Consider the following 20,330-nt stretch of genomic DNA (forward strand, 5'->3'; position numbering starts at 1 on the left):
AAAAACAATGCGTTTGGCGCTTAGCTCGGCATTCCTTTTCCTTACTTCTTTTTGCCCTATTTTTTCTCAGGCCATTCAGGAAAGCTCCAAAGAAACGCCGTTACTGCAGAAAGCGACATTGCAGGACGTTGTAAATTATGCCATCAAAAACCAGCCTGTTATCCAGCAGTCACTCATTGATGAACGGATTACGGAAAACCAGATCAGAAGCAGGCTTGCAGACTGGTACCCGCAGATTAATTTCAATTACAACCTTCAGCACAATTTTATTGTGCAGACAAGCATTATCAACGGTAATCCGGTCAAGCTGGGTGTAAAGAACCTTTCTGCCGCGCAGTTTACACTTTCACAGCAGATTTTCAACCGTGACGTATTGCTGGCAAACCAGACCAAGAATGATGTTCTGCTTCAGGCCAGTCAGAACACTTCTTTTAACAAAACGGACCTGGCGGTGAATGTGTCCAAAGCATTTTACGACGTACTGGCTACTTCACAGCAGATCGATGTAGCTGAGGAAGATATTGTGCGGCTGGAAAGAAGCCTGAACGACGCCAGAAACCAGTATAACGCAGGCATCACCGATAAAATCGACTTCAAGCGGGCGACTATTTCGCTTAACAATACGAGAGCAAGCAAGAAAAGTTACGAAGAAGTTTTAAAATCCAAACTTCAGAACCTGAAAGCACTGATGGGTTACCCGGTGGAACAGGAACTGGAAGTAAGTTACGACACACTCCAGATGGAACGTGAAGTTACGCTGGACACCTTGCAGAACGTGGATTTTACAACGCGTATCGAATACCAGCTGCTGAGTACGCAGAAAAAATTGCTGGAAGCCAATCTTCAGTACAACAAATGGAGCTATCTGCCGAATCTTTCCATTAACGGCGCATACAACCTTAATTTCCAGAACAATCAGTTTACGGAACTTTACAACAGAAATTATCCGAACTCTTTTGGCCTGCTTACGTTATCGCTCCCGATTTATCAGGGCGGAAGAAGAAGGGCCAATACCAAAGTGGCGGAATGGCAGATCAAACGCGTGGACTGGGATATCAAAGGTCTGCAGCAGAATGTCAATGCAGAGTATTCGGCGGCACTGGCCAACTATAAAGGAAATCTGGGCCTGTTGCTTGCACAAAAGGAAAACATGGACCTTGCCCGCGAAGTATATGACGTGCTTCAGCTTCAGTACAAATCGGGCATCAAGACTTATCTGGAAGTTGTAACCTCGGAAACCGATCTGAGACTGGCAAGAATCAATTATTATAACGCGCTTTATCAGGTTCTGGCCAGTAAAATAGACGTTCAGAAGGCACTCGGACAAATGAATTATTAAAAAGCCGGATCGCAGTAAGGTCTGCCGCTCCGGATAAACGCTCTTGATACATTAATAGAAAATTCCATGAATGATATGTTTTTAAATAAAATGAAATATTACCCGGCAGCTGTATTATTTGCGCTGCTGACTTCCTGCGGTGATAAAAACCAGCAGCAACAGCCAACCCAGCCGCAGGCTGTACCTGTAACGCTTACTGAGGTAAAAAGTACTAAGGCAGCTTACTATGAAGAATATCCCGGAACCGTAGTTGCATTGAACGAAATAGAACTGCGTCCTCAGGTATCCGGATTTATTACCGGCATTCATTTCAAGGACGGCGCTCGTGTTCGTAAAGGACAGTTGCTTTATTCCATTGATGCGCAGCTTTACAATGCAAATTATGATCAGGCGGTAGCTAATCTGAATGTACAGGAAGCCAATCTGGCCAGAGCACAGAAAGATGCGGACCGTTACCATGAACTGGAAAAAAACGATGCAGTTGCCAAACAGCTTGTTGACAATGCAGATGCCGCGCTGGAAGTAGCCAAAAGGCAGGCAGAAGCTGCAAAAGCCAACATCAAAGGCGTACAAACCAGTGTTCGGTACACGAAAGTAGTTGCACCCTTTGACGGCGTAATCGGTATTTCTGCAGTAAAAGTAGGCGCTGCCATTACTGCCGGACAAACTGTTCTGAATACCGTTTCTACGGATAATCAGCTTGCAGTGGACTTTAATGTGGATCAGAAAGAAATTTACCGGTTCAGTACGTTGATGAAAAATGCCAAATCTTCTGACTCGACATTTACGCTGAAATTCGGAACCGACATTTATCCGGAAACCGGCAAAATCGCTTTACTCGACCGCGCCGTTGATCCTCAGACCGGAACAATTAAGGCACGTCTTGTTTTTCCTAACAAGGAAAACCGGTTGAGAGCCGGGATGAGCGGAACCGTAAGAGTGCTTAACAATGCAGCAGGAAATTCCATTGTCATCCCTTACAAAGCAGTTACCGAGCAGCTTGGCGAATTCTTTGTTTATGTAGCCGGCGACAGCAGTAAAGTAAGTCAGCGCAGAGTGGTGCTCGGTAATGCGCTCGGTTCAGAAATCATTGTCAAGGAAGGACTGAAAGAGGGTGAAAAGATCGCGGTAGAAGGAGTTCAGAATTTAAGAGAAGGAGTAACAGTTGCAGAAGGTAAATAATTTCTCTCCTATTACATATAAAATACAGTAAAGATGATTGCAGATATTTTTATTAAAAGGCCGGTCACAGCAATTGTTTCATCCGTTGTGCTGGTCCTTGTAGGTTTGATAGCATTATCAACCCTGCCCGTTGCACAATATCCGGATGTAACTCCGCCGACTGTAACAGTGAGCGGTAACTTCACCGGTGCGGATGCACAAACGGTTGAACAGACTACGACGACGCCGATCGAAACCCAGATCAACGGTGTGCCGGGCATGACCTACATGTCCAGTAACTCCACGAGCAGCGGACAGAGCAGCATCAACATCACTTTTGATGTGGGAACGGATGTAAACATTGCCGCACTTGATGTTCAGAACCGTGTGAGTGTGGCCGAGCCTACATTGCCCGATGCCGTAAAACGACTTGGATTAACAGTGCGTAAACGCCAGCCGAGCATTATGCTTGCGATTGCGCTTTATTCACCAAACGGAACGCATGATGCACAGTTCATAGGAAACTTTGCCAACATTTATTTAAAGGATGCATTACAGCGTGTAAAAGGTGTCGGAGACATTATTTCGCGTGCCGACGACTTTGGTATGCGTATCTGGCTTAACCCGGAAAAACTGGCCAATCTTCGTATGACGCCGGCCGATATTTCAGCAGCACTGGCAGAACAAAACCTTCAGGTTGCAGCCGGAACAGTCGGCGGAAATCCTCAGCCCAATACACAAAGTTTTGAATACAGCGTTCTGACGAACAGCCGTCTGAATACAAAAGAACAGTTTGAGGACATCGTTGTAAGATCTTCACCGGCAGAAGGAAGTGTTGTATACCTCAAAGATGTTGCACGCGTTGAACTTGGAAAATTCGATTACGGCAGCAATGCTTTTGTAAGCGGAAAACCGGCAGCTTTTGTACTGATTTATCAGGCGCCGGGCGCAAATGCACTGGATACCTACGAAGGCGTGATCAAAGCATTGTCGGAAATGAAAAAGACTTTTCCGAAGGATATCGATTATGTAATTCCAACGGAAACGGCAACGGTTGTACAGGTATCCATTGAGGAAGTGCTTCATACATTTGCCGAAGCCATGATTCTGGTGGTGATCGTTGTGTTCCTTTTCTTGCAGAACTGGAGAGCGACACTGATCCCGATTCTGGCTATTCCGGTTTCACTGATCGGTACGTTTATCTTTTTCATTCCGTTTGGTTTTACGATCAACACGCTTACGCTTTTTGCCTTTGTACTGGCCATCGGGATTGTGGTGGATGATGCCATTGTGGTGGTCGAGGCCGTTCAGCATTATATTGATGAAAAGAAAATGTCGCCACGCGATGCTACGGTACAGGCGATGAAAGATATCTCAGGCCCTGTAATTGCCATTGCCCTGATTCTTGCGGCTGTGTTTGTGCCGGTAAGTTTTGTACCCGGAATTGTCGGGCGCCTTTATCAGCAGTTTGCCATTACCATTGCCGTTTCTGTTCTTCTTTCTGCATTTGTTGCGCTTTCTCTGACGCCGGCACTTTGTACAATCATGCTGAAACCGTCCAAAGGGGAAGGTGAAAGAAAAAACTGGCTCGAAAAGTTCTTTGACCGTTTTAACCGCTGGTTTGAAAAAGTTTCCCATTCCTATACACGCGGTGTGTCCAAATGGATCAAGGCAACGCCTTTGGTACTGGTTATGATGGTTTGTCTTTTTGTAGGTCTTTTCTTCCTGTTCAAAAACAAGCCATCCGGGTTTATTCCTGTTGAGGATGAAGGTCGTCTTTTTGTAACCTACGAAATGCAGGAAGCGACTTCCACCACGCGTAACATCGAAATGATCAAGGAAATCATGCAGCGGGTTTCTGCCATTCCCGAAGTGAAGGTGGTCGGTGGTTTGGCCGGACTGAATATTATCAGTTTTTCCAACAAGTCGAACGTTGGTACCATGTTTGTCAATCTCAAACCCTGGGCTGAACGTAAAGGTGCCGAGCATCACGTACAGGCCGTGATCAAAGAGATCCAGAAACGTACAGGCGACATTAAAGAAGCACGCGTACTGGCTATTTCGCCGCCGGCGATTCCCGGCCTTGGCGCTACTTCCGGATTTACGTTCCAGCTTCAGCAATCGACCAGTACGGACAATATCCAGCAGTTTGAAGCAGTAACGCGTAATTTTATAGCTGCTGTTAACAAGCGTCCCGAAATTGCCATGGCGTATACTTTCTTTAATGCAAGAACGCCAAGTTACCAGATTGATGTAGACAGAGACAAAACCAAGAAACTGGGTGTTCAGGTTTCGGACGTGTTCAGTTCGCTTTCTACGTTGCTGGGTAGCAGTTATGTCAATGATTTTAACCTTTACGGACGTAATTTCCGGGTAATGGTTCAGGCAGACAGCAGTTTCCGTTCTTCACTCGACAATATATCCAAGTTTTATGTCCGTAACCGTGAGGGAAATATGATTCCGCTAAGTTCGCTGATCACTTCCAAAGTTGTTGAAAATCCGGCTCTGATTTCCCACTATAACATTTATCGTTCGGTGGAAATCAACGGAACTCCGAAGCCGGGTTTCAGTAGCGGACAGGCTATCAATGCGCTTCGTGAGGTTGCCAAAACACTTCCTGCTGGTTACAGCTACGAATTTTCAGGTATGAGCAGTGAGGAAATTAAGGCTGGCGACAGTACAACCACCATTTTTGCGATTTCCATTGTGTTTGTATTTCTCTTCCTTGCGGCACTGTATGAAAGCTGGTCTATTCCGTTCTCGGTCCTTTTTGCCGTACCGATCGGTGCATTCGGCTCGATTCTGACACTTACGTTCCTGCCGAACCTTTCCAATAACATTTATGCGCAGATCGGTCTGATCACACTGATTGGTCTGGCTGCCAAAAATGCCATTCTGATCGTGGAATTTGCCAAGGAACGGGTTGATGCCGGAATGGAGGTTGTGAAAGCAACGCTGGAAGCGGTACAGCTTCGTCTCCGTCCGATTATCATGACGTCGCTGGCATTTATTCTTGGCGTACTTCCGCTTGCATTTGCAAGCGGCGCAGCAGCCGAATCCCGCAAAACCATTGGCTGGACTGTATTCGGCGGTATGCTTGCAGCGACTTCACTGGCGATATTTGTGGTGCCGGTACTTTTTGTGGCCATTGAAAAGCTGGCAAACGGTAAAAAGCTCAAACAGAAAAGCACGGTAAATCCGGGCAAAGAGCAGGAAGTAGTTGTGTAAAACAGTTTTCAGCATATTGTAAAAGCGGAGTACAGAATCAGTTTCTGTGCTCCGCTTTTTTGTTTAACGGGAAAATAAAATTATAAGCCGGCAGGCATCATATTTTACAGGAATAAAAACAAGCTTATAAATCAACTGTACATGTACGTAAAGCAGGTTTTTTCAATCTGGCGGCTTCTGAGAGGAATCTGGCCGGGACTTTTGGTCGTAACGGCCTATGCAACACTGGTTTTCCACCTCTACAATGCAAAAAACTGGCATTTTCTTTCTTTCCCGATTTCCATTATCACCATTCTGGGAACGGCACTTTCACTGCTGCTTGGTTTCCGGACCAACTCTGCGTATGACCGCTGGTGGGAAGCACGGAAAGTATGGGGCGCCATTGTAAACGACAGCCGGACGCTGGTCCGACAATCGATTTCGTTTATTGAAACCTCCAAAGAAGAAAAAGATAAAATTATTTCCAACATCGCGCATTTACAGATTGCGTGGTGTTATGCACTTGCTAATTCGCTCAGAAAAGGGCAGGTTCTCGTATATGCGGATTTACATCTGGAGCAAGCGGAGCACGAGTATGTCGCCAGCCAGGACAATATCCCGAATGCCATCTTAAACCTGCTGCAGTTCAAATTTTCCGAGCTGCATGAAGAAGGAAAAATCAAGACGCTGCTTTACCAGAATCTCGATCAGACTTTACAGCGGCTCTGCGATGCAATGGGAAAATGTGAACGGATCAAGAATACGGTTTTTCCGACCCAGTACAGCTTTTTTGTAGTACTTGTCATTTTTATTTTCACGCTTGTACTTCCGATGGGCCTTGTTGAAAGCATCGGCAGAATAGCCATTCCGATCACATTTACAATTTCCTTTCTTTTCTTCTATGTCGAATGGATCGCGTATGTCATGCAGAACCCGTTTGAAAACGGACCGAATGACATTCCGATGACTTCACTGTCAAGAACGATTGAGATCAATTTGCTGCAAATGATCAATGCGGATAAAATACCGGAAAAAATCCTGCCTAAAAACGGCGTTGTGATGTAACAAAAAGCGGCTTTGTACAAGATCCGTACCAAGCCGCTTCACTTATTTTATTTCACACGTTACTCTGCTTTCACATGCGTATAGTACAGCTCCAGTTTGGCACCGGGATCACTGTTGCGCTGGTCTCCGATTACAAGCCTGTTTACACTTTGAGAAAACTCAGTGCCCGCATCATAATATTGTGTAGACTTGCCGTATGGCGACGTTCTGATCAACAAGCCTCCGGTTTGCGCAAAGTCACTGCTCACAAGTGATGAAACAAAAGAACTTACATCCAGAAGATAAAACTGCTTGTTATTGATCAGATCAGTGAAGTAAGCTCCGGAGACAGCTATTCTTCCATTCAGTTCAGACAAGGGAATCGGAAGTCCGTCGGAACTGCCGATGAGCAGCTCATTATTTTTATCACACAGATAAACGTAAAGTGTCGCAGGCGGAGCAGTAAAGTCCGAAACAGACGAACGCAAAGGTGTTACCCTCAGAACTGCACGGTTTACAACTGTGAATTTGTTGTATCTCAATTGGTTCACAAAAGGAAAATCAACTCGTGTCATTGTCCCAAGACCAGCCTGAATAAAGGACATATTTCCGGTCTGTGAAGAAGGTAAAGCAATCCTGTGTGTAGCCGGCAGTTTTGCGAGTTGCGTACCGGCCCTGTCGGCAAGTATCTGATTGTAATTGGCGGTGAGCGAGACAGTACTGGAATCTTTTTTAATCCCGTCTGCATTTGAAACATGATAATGGATCTGCACGCTTGTATTGCCTCTCGTAAATCCAGCCAAAGGCCCGTTATCCGTTACAGCGGGTTTTATTACCAAACCTTTCACCAGATTGATCCAGTCATTGTTGGAAGTAATCTGATTGTTCTGTGCTTTACCAAATATCTCCTTTCCCAATACATCAGAAAGTTTTATTCTCAATTGATTGTTTGTTTTTGGTCTGGGAACAACCTTTGTCTGACCAACCGGTACAACATCAAATGGCATTGTATTGGTATTGTAATACGAGTTTTTATCCAGTATATCGGTTTGCAACTTATGCACACTCAGGTTCATGGCTACGGTCGTATCGCCGTAAGTATATCCATCGTATTTAAGCGATAGCACCAGTGAATCGTAAACTGCGAGTTCAGGAACAGTTACAGCCCCGCTTGTAGTTGTTTGAAAATAGCTGGCAGCCTGGATTTTACCAAAGTAAGGATCAACATAACGCCCGATAAGCATCCGCTCCGAAGCGCCAGTCATCATGGAATCGGTTACTACGGAAGAAAGGGCGACAGTTGAGGTATCCGAAAACAAAACCGAAAAATCATCCGGGTTTGGCTGAACAAGCGCTTCTATTTGCGGGCCGGATTCACAGCCTGTCATATAGGCGGACAAACCGAACAAAACCAGAAGTTTAAAAATCGCGGAAGATCTTTTATGAAAAAAGGGATTGAATTTCATTTAATGCAAGAACAGTAAAAAGTGCGAAATTATCATATGTAAACGTAATTACAATATGATTCGGATAAATGGAACAAATTTGTGCATCGCTGCCGGCAACATTGCAACAAATGCCGCATTGCAAACGTAATGTTTAATTAACTGCCTGATTGAGTTTACAAACAGCATAATGCTTTAACTTTTAATATCCTGTTTTCAACCAAGTAGTTTCTGGTGTCAGTAACAATACGTTTCAGAAAGCAATAAAGTGGCAATACACAAAGAAAAAACGAAAAAAAGCAGGTCATTATTTCAATTATAATGGTCTTGCGGCTGCCAAAACAACATTGCACAAATAACGTGCGTTAATGGTTAGCGGATCTGCAAACTTTATACAAAAAGTAACATATAATTTTACTTAGCAATATCAAGATGTTATGTTTGCAAAAATTTAAGGTAAGATGCCTGTTTCAGAACGGAAGCGTTCATACAAATTTTTAATCAATCAAATAATTTATTATTAATTCTTTTGTATCCATTAGTCAAACCATATTTACATGTTTAATACCTTAAAAAAAGCTTCTTTAGCCCTTCTCGTTGCTTCAACTTCGTTAGTTCAGTTTGGCTGTGATAAAGACGATCCTGAAGCGGATAAATCAGGAAACTGGTACAGAGCCGGCATTCCAAATTTCGGCGGCTTTGCAAGAACACGTGCAGTAAGTTTTGTTATTAATAATAAAGGTTATATCGGAACCGGTCTGGTCAATGAAACCAATCCGAGAGTAAAAGATTTCTGGTCGTATGATGCCGGCACTAAAATATGGACGCAGGTTGCTGCTTTTGCCGGAACCGGCAGAACGGATGCAGTTGCATTTGTAGTGGGTGGAAAAGCTTACGTTGGAACAGGTTACGACAATGTTACAACGATTGACAACGGTTACAAAAAAGATTTTTACCAGTACGATCCGGCTACAAACAAATGGAAAGCAGTTGCGGATTTTCTGGGCGGAACACGTCAGTATGCAACTTCATTCGTTGTTAACGATAGAGCTTATGTTGGTTTGGGATACAATGGAAGCAACTATTACCAGGATTTCTACGAATACAATCCAACCACAGACAAATGGTCTGAAATCGCTACTTTCACGGGCGGCAAACGCAGAGGAGCCATTTCATTTACAGTTGGCGGCAAGGCATACGTAGGTTTCGGAACCAGCAATGCAGGAACAGAAACAAAAGATCTTTACGTATTTGATCCGGCCGGTAATTCTGGAAGCGGAGCATGGTCAAGAACGGAACATAATGATGATAACTTCCCGACAAGATCGCATGGCCTTGCACTAGTTATTAACGAGAAAGCTTATATAATTGGCGGAAACGGTAAACAGGATGTATGGGAATATACACCAGGTTCTAATTTATGGACAGAAGTTGCATCTTTTGAAGGCGGACAAAGAGGATTTGCCGCCGGGTTCTCTATTGGCAACATTGGTTATTTCGGAACAGGAAGTGCAACAGGTTCAAACGGACTGGACGACTTCTGGGCATTTGATCCGACTGCTGCCGTAAACGACGATGATAATCAGTGATCAGAAAATTTAGAAACGTTCTGATTGCAGGTTTGTTAGCCTTCGCATTCATCACTTTTATTTTTACATCCTGTAACGGGAAAAAAGATAAAAGTGCTGAGTGCGAAGGCTTTCAGCATTTTAGTGTCAAATCATTCAAGAATGGAACGGGCTGGGGCTACCGGATTTATCAGGATACTACAACAATTATTGAGCAACCGTACATTCCGGGAATGGCCGGAAACATTAGCTTTTCCACAGAAGAACATGCTTTGAAAACCGCACGACTTGTGGAGCAAAAACTTGAAAACGGCATCTTCCCTCCTACCGTCACCATGCAGGAACTGGACAGCATGGGCATCAAACAATAAGCTCAACTGTTCTTTTTTATTTCTTGACAATGGCATATTCACCCATAACCGGATAATGGTCAGAGTGCTTGATTTTATTATAAGTGATAAAATCTGTCAGCCGCAAATTGCCGGAACTGTAAAACTGATGATCAATCCGGATGAAATAAGGAAGATGATTGTATGTAAAACCGAATCCGTTTCCTTTTTCTTCAAAACTGTTGTTCAGCAGCTTGCGCATACGTCCGTAAACATATCCATACGGAACTTCATTAAAATCACCGCAGACAATAATGGGATAAGGTGAAGCTTTTACCCAGGATTCTAGCACCCTGACTTCCATGGAGCGTCGCGTAAAACCACGCTTCATTTGCCGCAAAGTAGTTTTGCTTTCTTTCTTCACTCCTTCCATTTCCTTTTGGCTAACCAGATTGCCAAGCTGAAGCGTCATTGAATAAAGATGTAAGGCAATGATCCTGACCGTATCCGATTTTATTTTAATATCTGCCTGGATCATACCGTTCTGCGATTCAAAAATGGTATCCCGGCTGGCAATAATCGGGAATTTGGAAAAAACGGCAAGGCCTGAATACGCTTTGTTCTGCTGCTTGCGTGTTTTATTGTAAAACACATAATACTGATAGCCTTTCTTGCGCAGCGCATCGTTGACACTGAACAGATTCGAGCTGTTGTCGTAATATTCAGGCATGCACAGAATATCCGCCTGACTGTTGCTTACCCACGCCTTCATTTCCCGGATGTGTCTTTTTACATAAGGTAATTTGATATCCGAGTCACGCTGAAAAACGTGTGTATTGTAGTTCATTACTTTAAAAGTCTTTTCATTTTCAGCAGAATCGCTGTTTTTGCTGCCGAATGCATAGGTCCGCGGAAGAAAAATACCGCCTGCAAGCAGCATGGTCAGCGGTAAAAATGCTTTTCTGGCATCGGCAATGAGCCATACCGGAAGACTGACCATGTGAACAATAATCACAACCGGAAAAGACATCATCATAAATCCGGCGAGCCAGCCGCCAAAAGGAATCCATAAAATCAGAATGTAAATAACAAGCGTATAAAAGGCAAAACATTTATACAAAAACCACAAGAATCTTATTATCCCTTTCATTAAATCCAAATTGATTTTTTCACAAAAATAGGTGAAGGATATGGATTTGGGGTAAGTATCTTAACTTGTACAAATGATAAAATATTTTTATCTTTGCAAATAATTCTATTTTGATCAATTGATTGAGGGGGTCTTAAATCCCCTTTTTTATTTGCAGTAAGCCATACATGACAATAAAAGAGCAGTTAGAAGCAATGCTTGCGCCCCTTTTGGATGAAGGCAATTGTTTTCTTGTTGATATAATTATCAAACCTTCCAAGGTAAGTCAAAAAATAACGATTCTTGCTGACAGTGACGAAGGTATTACCATTCAGCAGTGTACCTCCATCAGCAGAAGACTGGCAAAGCAACTGGAAGAACAGGATTTTTTTGCAGAAGCCTATACACTTGAAGTTTCTTCGCCGGGATTGGACCAGCCTCTTGTTTTACCACGCCAGTATAAAAAGAATATTGGAAGAAACCTGAAGGTTGCGCTGAAACAGGGTGAAACCATATCGGGAACGTTGCTGGAATCCGATGATGCAAGCATTTTGCTGCAGTTGCCCCAGCCGAAAAAGAAGTCGAAGGTTCCTGCAGATGAAAGTGAATTGATACGCAGAATTTCGCTGGAAGATATTTCAAAAGCGTTAATTGAGATTTCTTTCAAATAAGTACACCTCAGATCACATCTGATTTGTAATGAATTATATAATATGTATAACTTAGTATCAGCAAATATTCTATAACATAACAATGGATAGCGGAATATTAATTGAGTCATTTGCGGAGTTCGCCACCTCAAAAAACATTGATCGTCCTACCATGATCAGCGTTTTGGAAGAAGTATTTCGTACCATGATTCGTAAAAAATACGGAACAGACGATAACTTTGATGTTATTATAAACCCTGAAAGCGGTGATCTGGAAATGTGGCGTACACGCGAAATTGTGGACGACAATTCAGAAGACATCTGGGATTACAACAAAATTCCTCTTTCCGAAGCAAGAAGGATACAAAGTGATTTTGAAGTAGGCGAAGAAGTTGCAGAAGAAGTTAAACTGGTTGAATTCGGCCGCAGGCTTGTTCAGACCGCACGTCAGACGCTGATCCAGAAAATAAAGGACATGGAAAAAGAAATCATGTTCGAGAAATACAAGGATCAGGTCGGAGAAATGATTACCGGCGAAGTTTATCAGACGCTGAGGCATGAAGTCATTATTGTGGATTCCGAAGGCAATGAACTTTCGCTTCCTCGTACCGAGCAGATTTCCAAAGACCGTTTCCGCAAGGGCGAGTCAGTCAAATCTGTAATCCATAAAGTGGAGATGAACAACGGATCTCCGAAGATAACTTTGTCAAGAACTTCACCGGTTTTTCTTGAAAGATTGTTTGAAATTGAGATTCCTGAAATATACGATGGAATTATTTCGGTACGACGTGTTGTTCGTGAACCAGGGGAACGTGCCAAAGTTGCCGTAGAATCCTATGACGACCGCATTGATCCGGTGGGAGCTTGTGTAGGAATGAAAGGTTCAAGGATTCACTCGATTGTACGTGAGCTTGGCAACGAAAACATTGATGTCATTAATTATACCGACAACCTTGAATTGCTGATCAGCAGAGCATTGAGCCCGGCAAAAGTAAGTTCCATGCAGATTGACCGTGATGCAAAGCGTGTTTCGGTATTCCTTAAACCGGATCAGGTTTCCCTTGCAATCGGTAAAGGCGGACAGAACATCAAACTTGCAGGCAAACTGGTCGGAATGGAAATTGATGTTTTCCGGGATATTGAAGAGCATAATGATGAAGACGTCGATCTGACTGAATTCTCGGATGAAATTGACGAATGGATTATCAGTGAACTGCACAAAATAGGCCTTGATACCGCCAAAAGTGTTCTTGCCCTTAATAAAGAAGAACTTGTCAGAAGAACCGACCTCGAGGAAGCAACCGTGGAAGAAATTCTGGATATTCTTCGAAAAGAATTTGAATAGTAACAACCGGCAAAATTATGCTTGCAGCTGATTTTGCCACAATGCAAAACTTTTTCTACTAATTGCTAATATGGCAGAAGATAAAATGATGCGCCTTAGCCAAGTGGCACGGATCCTGAACGTAGGAATTACTACGATCGTGGATCATCTGTCTGCCAAAGGGTATAAGGTGGAAAGTAATCCAAATACAAAAATAAACTCCGATCAGATTGAATTTCTTGCAAAAGATTTTAAATCTGATGATCTGAAATCATCTCTTTCCTTTAAACCTGCTCCGGTGGAAGCTCCGGCAGAAGTTAAAGAGAACAAGGTCAAAAGTGACGTGGACGAAATCCTGTATTTCAGGAACACTACGTTGAAAGAAGCCGAAGAGAAACCGCTTGTTGAAGAAAAGGCACCGGCACAGCCTGCATTTGAAAATCGTCTGCCCGGAATCAAGGTTGTTGGGAAAATCGATTTGAATGCCAAAAGACCAGCACCAGCACCACAACCGGAACCAGCACCAAAGCCTGTTGCAGCGGAAGAGCCGAAAAAAGCAGAAGAAATCATACCGGAAGTTGTAAAAGCAGCCGCTCCGGAACCTGTTACAGAAAATAAAGAAGCGGCTCCGGCTCCGGTTGAACCAAAAGAAGAGGTAAAAGCAGAAGTTGCAGCGCCTGCTGAACAAAAACTGCCTGAGCCGAAAGTTGAGCCTGTTGCTGAAAAAGCGCCGGAACCAGTTATAGAACAACCTAAGATAGCATTGCCAGGAATAGAACCCGCTGTTGTGGAAGAAGTTGTCCCTGTATTGCCGACTGCGCCGGTTGCAGAACAGGTTATTGCTGCGGAACCAGCGCCGGTTGCAGAAGCACCAGCCGCAATTAAGGAAGAGCCGAAAGTAGCTGCCGTAACTGAAACTCCTGTTGTGAACGAAGTTCCTGCGGAAGGGGAACTGATTGAAGCCCGGGGCGAACAGTTACGCGGATTAAGGGTTGTCGGTAAAATCGAGCTTCCAGCCGATAAAGCAAAGAAAAAAGACCCTGTTGCGTCCAGCAGCGATACAGCCGCAGATAAAAAACGCCGCCGAAAAAGAAAAAGAATCCGCGACGGAGCAACAGTAGGCAGTGAAAGTCAAAATCGCCCGGCAGCAACTGCAGCAGCAGCTACGCCGGAAGCCAATGCAAATACTGCCGGCAGACCCAAAGAAGCCAATGTTCCGCCTGCTTCCAACAGAACAGGAACAGGTAACAGAACAAATAACAACAATACAAATACCGGAACCGCAACTACGACTCCTGCTGCCGGTAATGCAGGAAATGCTGCACCAAAAACCGGGACAAACCGTCCTGCTGGTGGTAACGGCAATAATAACAGTAACAACAATCGCCGGGGCGGAAAAAGAGACGAGGTTTCCGACAAAGAAGTTTCTGATAACATCAAGGCTACAATGGCCCGTATGGGTGGTGGAAATACCAAAAGTACAGCTCGTGGAAAAGGCCCCCGCCGCCGTGACCGTGGCGACCAGAATGATCCGAACGGACTGGGCTCGGAAGAAACAAAAGTATTGCGCGTAACTGAATTCGTTTCTGCAAATGACCTTGCTTCGTTAATGGACGTTACCGTTCAGGAAGTAATTTCAGTTTGTATGAGCATGGGCATGTTTGTTTCCATCAACCAGCGTCTCGATGCAGAAGCAATTACCTTTATTGCAGATGAATTCGGCTTTGAAGTTGCATTTATTTCTGCTGAGGAAGAAGTCCAGAATGATGTTCAGGAGGAAGTAGATGATGAAGAGAGCTTGCAGGAACGTGCACCGATTGTTACCATCATGGGTCACGTCGATCATGGTAAAACATCCCTTCTGGATTATATCCGTCAGGAAAACGTTGCCAGCGGTGAAGCCGGTGGAATTACGCAGCACATCGGTGCATATAGCGTTAAAACCAAAACCGGAAAACAGGTAACATTCCTGGATACGCCCGGTCACGAAGCATTTACGGCCATGAGGGCGCGTGGTGCCAAAGTTACCGACGTTGTTATTATCGTGATTGCAGCAGACGACAGCGTGATGCCGCAAACACGTGAAGCCATCAATCACGCGCAGGTTGCAGGCGTTCCTATCGTTTTTGCATTCAGTAAAGTAGACAAGCCGGGCGCAAATACCGAAAAGATCCGTGAAGAACTTGCCAATATGAACCTTCTGGTGGAAGAATGGGGCGGTAAATACCAGACTCAGGAAATTTCTTCCAAATCCGGAATGGGTATTGATGAACTTCTGGAAAAAGTATTGTTAGAAGCCGAATTGCTTGAACTGAAAGCCAATCCGAACCGCCGTGCGATCGGAACGGTTGTTGAAGCTTCTCTCGATAAAGGTCGCGGATATGTTACTACGATTCTTGTTCAGACCGGAACATTGAAAGTAGGAGATGTAGTTCTGGCCGGCGCGCATTTCGGTAAAGTAAAAGCAATGACGGATTATCTTGGAAGAAGGCTGAAAACGGCCGGTCCATCCATGCCGGTTCAGTTGCTTGGGCTTAGCGGAGCTCCGCAAGCCGGTGATCGCTTCAACGTCTTCGAAAATGAACGCGATGCAAGAGACATTGCAACAAAACGTGAACAGATTCAAAGAGAGCAGTCAATTCGTACCCGCAAGCATATTACGCTGGAAGAAATTGGCCGTCGTAAAGCAATCGGAAGTTTCCGCGAGTTGAACCTGATTGTCAAAGGTGACGTGGACGGATCGGTTGAAGCACTTTCGGATTCCTTGCTGCAGCTTTCAACTTCGGAAGTTCAGGTTAACATCATTCACAAGGCAGTTGGTCAGATTTCTGAATCTGATGTAAACCTTGCGATTGCTTCCGATGCGATTATTGTTGGTTTCCAGGTGCGTCCTTCGTCCAATGCCAAGAAAATGGCAGAACAGGATCAGATCGAAATACGCCATTACTCGGTTATTTACAACGCCATTGAGGAAATCAAAGATGCCATGACGGGTATGCTTGCTCCGACAATCGAGGAAATTATTACGGGTAACATCGAAATTCGTGAAGTATTCAAAATCAGCCGGATTGGTACCATTGCAGGTTGCTATGTAACAGACGGTTATGTAAAACGCAATAACAAAATCCGTGTGATTCGTGACGGTATCGTGTTGTTTACCGGTGAAATCGACTCGCTGAAACGTTACAAAGATGATGTTCAGGAAGTAAGAAACGGTTACGAATGTGGTTTGAGCATCAAGAATTACAATGACATCGAAGTGGGTGACATTATTGAAAGCTTTGAACTTCGTGAAGTAAAAAGAACGCTTTAAGAATAGTACAGAAGAAGAATCTTCTTTTTAAATAATACAAAAACAGCCTGCACCAAATTGGTAGCAGGCTGTTTTCATTCAATTGCTCTGATAAATCCGTAGGAAGTAGCGGGTTCGAACCGCTGACCTCCGCCCTGTCAAGGCGGCGCTCTGAACCAGCTGAGCTAACCTCCTTTTTAATTTCTCAATATTAAATCAATTTTTATTACGCTCCAATTCTAAGCGGTAAACTTTTCGGGAAGGAATGCGATAAAGTAAAATCAGCCCGATAATAAAGATGACCAGCAAAGCCAAAATACTGTTCCGCATGCTTCCGGTAAGTTGCTCCACCGTTCCGTAAATAAATGTCCCGATTACAATGGCCAGCTTTTCGGTAACATCGTAAAAACTGAAATAAGAAGCAGTATCCGGCGTATTTTCCGGGATCAGTTTGGAATAAGTAGAACGTGAAAGCGATTGAATACCGCCCATCACCATCCCGACTGCACAGGCTACAAAGTAGAATTCAACAGCTTCCGTAGTGTAATAAGCCGCCGTGCAAATGCCAATCCAGATGGCAACGCCGATCATCAATGCATGGATGTTCCCGATTTTGCCGGAAAGCCATGCAAAAGCAAACGACCCGATAATTCCAACAATCTGAATGAGTAAAACAGTGATGATCAGGCTTTGTGAAGGCAGTTTCAATTCTGTTGCTCCGAAAATGGTTGCCACGTACATAACGGTTCTCAGTCCCATTGTATAAATAAAAAATGCGCTTAAAAACTTAGAAAGATAAAGCTGATGCTTTACCTGAAAAAATACTTTTCTGAGTTCCTTAAAACCATTGAATACCGGATTGTCAGCATTACGATTTCCAGAACTGCCGGAAGGTAAATAACGGAAGGGAATCTGCGCAAAAAGTATCCACCAGAGTCCGACGGTGAAAAAGGAAATCCTTGCAGGAAGCGATTTCTGGGTTATGCCGTAAAAGTCAGGCGCAAGAACCATACTAAGATTAAATAACAGCAGCAAAACACTTCCAAGATAACCTAGTGAAAATCCGCGGGCACTGTAACGGTCAAAGTTATCTTCTGTTGCGATTTCCGGAAGGTAAGAATCGTAAAATACAATACTCCCGCTCCATCCGACCAGACTCAGTCCAAACAGGAAAACGGACGGAATCAGTGTTTCCTTTGTAAAAAAATACAAAAGCATGCAGCTGACCGCGCCCAGATAGCAGAAAAACTGCATAAACCGCTTCTTCTTACCGGTATAATCCGCAATGCCGGTGCATAAAGGAATCAAAAGTGCCGTGATCAGAAAGGCAGCGGAAACGGTATAGGAAAAAAGCACTGAACTTTTGATCTGGTTTCCGAAGAAGCTGATGTCCGGCGTTCCGGATGCGCTTAATGCAGTAGCGCTGAAATAAACAGGAAAAATACTGGAGACAATAACAAGTGCATGAACAGAATTGGCCCAGTCATACATACACCAGGCATTTATTATCAGAGGATCGTTTTTCTTCATCAGAGCAAATTTCATACAAAATAAGAAAAGCGGCAGATTTAATCCGCCGCTTGCTAAACAATTTGCAAAAATACCGTTTCTGTTATTTTATTACCGGCTCAAAAACCATAATCGTTTCCTGATCCACACCGTTTACCGGCATTACACTTTTTAATCTTAGCTTGCTGCTGGTCAATTCCTCGACTCCGAATGCACCTGAAAAGCCTGAAATCTTGATATCCAGCGTTTTATTATCATTGATCAGATACCAGGTTCCTCCATTGATCACTTGCTTTGAACCCTGATCAATGGCTTTTGTAACATTATTTTGTAAAAACTGAATGTCCATTACTTCCTTGATTGCTCTTGTCTGCGTGTTCAGTTGGTTAAATGAAATGTCATTCCCGGAAAGGTCTGTAACTGTTTTCATTCGCCATGGATAATTGATAAGTATTTTATCCTTTTCTGTAAGATCAGGCGTTTCGTTCTTCTCGTTATCTTTACTGCATCCCAGCAAAAACATTGTTAAAAATAGTGGTGTAAAAAGGAGCAATCGTCTCATATCAGTTTAATTTATGTTTCAATGCAATGTTTATTCCGTTACCGGTATTTATGTACTCCGAAAATTGAAGTTTTCAGAAAAACTCCGGTAACGTATGTTGCAAAGTAACGAATTTGTCCGGTCAATTCTTATGATCCATTTTAGGAAGATGCGTGTCAGCACTTTTGCAGCTTTTTTTATCATGCTGATGAAATATCCATGCACGTTGTTTGCACAGGATTGTGAAACCGGATTTGTACTAACGCCGGTCAGCAGCAACAATCAAATTGAGTGGTCAAAATTCCCGGAGTTTTCCCTGCCGTTCAAGATCATTTATAACGCTCCAAGATTTGGCGATACACAGTCACAACCGTTAAAACATGGTTTCAGTCATCTGGCAACATACAGCGGAAATGAACCCGGATCTTTGAATCCCGCAAACCGGGCAATGATTTGGTACGGCGTGGCTACTTCCAGCGGTAACCAGCCATGGGCAGACAATGTGCTGCGAAGTCCCTGGGGAAATGATACGGCCGCGTACCGGAATTACTGGGATCATTATGCCGCAACTGTTCCGGATGCGGATATTGTATGTCTGGATATTGAGCGCATGCAGCGGGAAGACCGGGACATTCTGGCACTGAAAACCAATAACCAGATTCCTCAGCAATACCGCAGCCTTTCCGACGCCGATTTTCTTTTTACCTACAAAAAAGACATGCGTTGGTGGTATTCGGAATCCATAAAACGGCTGAAAATGAAGTTTCCGAATGTGCAGGTTTCCAGTTACAGCGATGTGCCTGTCCGGAATACATGGCTGAATATTACTTCCAACAGCTGGCAGGACTGGACCACCAATCTTGCAAGAACGCATTATCTTGCGCAGGATGATGCCGGCAAAATCGGCGGCAGTTTTTACAATGCGCTGGATTTTCTGACACCTTCGCCCTATTATTATTACGGTTATGACCATCCGATCGGCAAAGATTACTTGTCTTATCTTTTGTTTAACATAGAGGCCAACAGGGCGTGGAGTGACAAGCCTGTAATTCCTTTTGTATGGATGCGGGTACACGACAGTTATGATCCGGATACTCCGTTTATTTCGTCATTCATGGCTGAGGCAACTGCAATCTTTCCGTTTTTTTCCGGCGCGAAAGGGCTTTGGCTTTGGGAAAACCCGTTTTTTCCAGGAACGCGTCAGGAAAATTATGCTCCGTATGAACACTTTATCTACGGACTTTACAGGTTATCGGCGTTTAAAGATATGTTTGAAGGAGACTATGAACTTGTCATTCCGCAATCCGCACGTGATCATATGGAACTGCAGAATCCGGTTTGGCGCGGCGTTGTAAAAGAAAACAATATTCTGATTGCAGCACAGAACCCGTATGCCGCCGACAATGAACAAACGGAAATTACGGTTTATTATAAAAACTGGTATAAAACCATCAGCCTGAAAGGAAAACAGGTTTTTCTCTGCAAATTTGACCTGAATGACACTGTAAATGGAACCGAGCCATTTTTGTCTGATGTCAATGTTTATGCAAATCCGGTCCAGTATGAGCTGAATGTTGTGCTTACCGGAATCAACGGTGTTACCGACGTTTACTTTTCATTGCTGAATAAAAACGGACAAACTGTTTTGCAAAAAAACCTTAAAGCTGTAAACGGACAGACAAAAGACGTTATAAATCTGCCGAAACTTTCCTCTGGCATATATTTTGCCCGCTTCACAAGTCATACCAAAACAATTATCAAAAAGGTAATTGTTCATCAATAGTATTTTCTT

The 20,330-nt window shown here is 43.7% G+C and carries 14 protein-coding genes and 1 tRNA gene; 10 read left to right on the forward strand and 5 right to left on the reverse strand.

Going from position 1 to position 20,330, the window contains the following annotated elements:
- Nucleotides 1–7 precede the first annotated feature (7 nt).
- From FEM33_RS03480 to FEM33_RS03495, 4 genes are all read left to right on the forward strand, one after another.
- Complete coding sequence (locus FEM33_RS03480; protein WP_229214070.1) at nucleotides 8–1,339, forward strand: TolC family protein; 1,332 nt, start codon at nucleotides 8–10, stop codon at nucleotides 1,337–1,339.
- Nucleotides 1,340–1,429: 90 nt separating this feature from the next.
- Complete coding sequence (locus FEM33_RS03485) at nucleotides 1,430–2,521, forward strand: efflux RND transporter periplasmic adaptor subunit (RefSeq protein WP_310588804.1); 1,092 nt, start codon at nucleotides 1,430–1,432, stop codon at nucleotides 2,519–2,521.
- A 33-nt stretch (nucleotides 2,522–2,554) separates the two neighbouring features.
- Entirely contained in the window at nucleotides 2,555–5,728 is a 3,174-nt protein-coding gene (locus FEM33_RS03490) for an efflux RND transporter permease subunit (RefSeq protein WP_139010722.1), read from the forward strand.
- A gap of 141 nt (nucleotides 5,729–5,869) precedes the next feature.
- Entirely contained in the window at nucleotides 5,870–6,772 is a 903-nt protein-coding gene (locus tag FEM33_RS03495; RefSeq protein ID WP_139010723.1) for a bestrophin family protein, read from the forward strand.
- A 59-nt stretch (nucleotides 6,773–6,831) separates the two neighbouring features.
- On the opposite strand, the gene FEM33_RS03500 is transcribed toward FEM33_RS03495, so the two are convergent.
- Nucleotides 6,832–8,217, reverse strand: coding sequence for a DUF4270 family protein (locus FEM33_RS03500; RefSeq protein WP_139010724.1), 1,386 nt, complete (start codon nucleotides 8,215–8,217; stop codon nucleotides 6,832–6,834).
- Nucleotides 8,218–8,753: 536 nt separating this feature from the next.
- Here FEM33_RS03500 and FEM33_RS03505 point away from each other — a divergent pair.
- Both FEM33_RS03505 and FEM33_RS03510 read left to right on the forward strand, forming a co-directional pair.
- The gene (locus FEM33_RS03505) at nucleotides 8,754–9,785 is read left to right on the forward strand and encodes a Kelch repeat-containing protein (RefSeq protein ID WP_139010725.1); all 1,032 of its coding nucleotides are present in this window, start codon (nucleotides 8,754–8,756) and stop codon (nucleotides 9,783–9,785) included.
- A complete protein-coding gene (locus FEM33_RS03510; RefSeq protein WP_139010726.1) occupies nucleotides 9,782–10,135 on the forward strand; it encodes a DUF4907 domain-containing protein in 354 nt (117 codons plus the stop codon). Before FEM33_RS03505 ends, FEM33_RS03510 begins: the two co-directional genes overlap by 4 nt.
- Nucleotides 10,136–10,151: 16 nt before the next feature.
- Here FEM33_RS03510 and FEM33_RS03515 read toward each other — a convergent pair whose 3' ends face one another.
- Nucleotides 10,152–11,243: an endonuclease/exonuclease/phosphatase family protein gene (locus FEM33_RS03515; RefSeq protein ID WP_139010727.1), complete on the reverse strand. Its 1,092-nt coding sequence runs from the start codon at nucleotides 11,241–11,243 to the stop codon at nucleotides 10,152–10,154.
- A gap of 194 nt (nucleotides 11,244–11,437) precedes the next feature.
- On the opposite strand from FEM33_RS03515, the gene rimP reads away from it, so the two are divergent.
- The 3 genes from rimP to infB all read left to right on the forward strand — a co-directional run bounded on the left by rimP (nucleotide 11,438) and on the right by infB (nucleotide 16,509).
- Nucleotides 11,438–11,893 (forward strand): ribosome maturation factor RimP, encoded by a 456-nt coding sequence (gene rimP / locus FEM33_RS03520; protein ID WP_229214071.1) that lies wholly within the window; start codon nucleotides 11,438–11,440, stop codon nucleotides 11,891–11,893.
- A gap of 82 nt (nucleotides 11,894–11,975) precedes the next feature.
- Entirely contained in the window at nucleotides 11,976–13,217 is a 1,242-nt protein-coding gene (nusA, locus tag FEM33_RS03525) for a transcription termination factor NusA (protein ID WP_139010729.1), read from the forward strand.
- Nucleotides 13,218–13,287: 70 nt separating this feature from the next.
- A complete protein-coding gene (infB, locus tag FEM33_RS03530; protein ID WP_139010730.1) occupies nucleotides 13,288–16,509 on the forward strand; it encodes a translation initiation factor IF-2 in 3,222 nt (1,073 codons plus the stop codon).
- Nucleotides 16,510–16,608: 99 nt separating this feature from the next.
- On the opposite strand, the gene FEM33_RS03535 is transcribed toward infB, so the two are convergent.
- The 3 genes from FEM33_RS03535 to FEM33_RS03545 form a co-directional block, all read right to left on the reverse strand.
- Nucleotides 16,609–16,683, reverse strand: a tRNA-Val gene (locus FEM33_RS03535).
- A 21-nt stretch (nucleotides 16,684–16,704) separates the two neighbouring features.
- Nucleotides 16,705–18,018, reverse strand: coding sequence for an MFS transporter (locus FEM33_RS03540; RefSeq protein WP_139010752.1), 1,314 nt, complete (start codon nucleotides 18,016–18,018; stop codon nucleotides 16,705–16,707).
- A gap of 82 nt (nucleotides 18,019–18,100) precedes the next feature.
- Nucleotides 18,101–18,559: a hypothetical protein gene (locus tag FEM33_RS03545; protein ID WP_139010731.1), complete on the reverse strand. Its 459-nt coding sequence runs from the start codon at nucleotides 18,557–18,559 to the stop codon at nucleotides 18,101–18,103.
- A gap of 148 nt (nucleotides 18,560–18,707) precedes the next feature.
- Between FEM33_RS03545 and FEM33_RS03550 the strand changes: the two genes are divergently transcribed.
- Nucleotides 18,708–20,321, forward strand: a complete 1,614-nt coding sequence (locus FEM33_RS03550) for a T9SS type A sorting domain-containing protein (RefSeq protein ID WP_229214072.1) — start codon at nucleotides 18,708–18,710, stop codon at nucleotides 20,319–20,321.
- Nucleotides 20,322–20,330: the final 9 nt, after the last annotated feature.

Source organism: Dyadobacter flavalbus, from assembly GCF_006149045.1.
GTDB classification, from domain to species: Bacteria; Bacteroidota; Bacteroidia; order Cytophagales; family Spirosomataceae; genus Dyadobacter; species Dyadobacter flavalbus.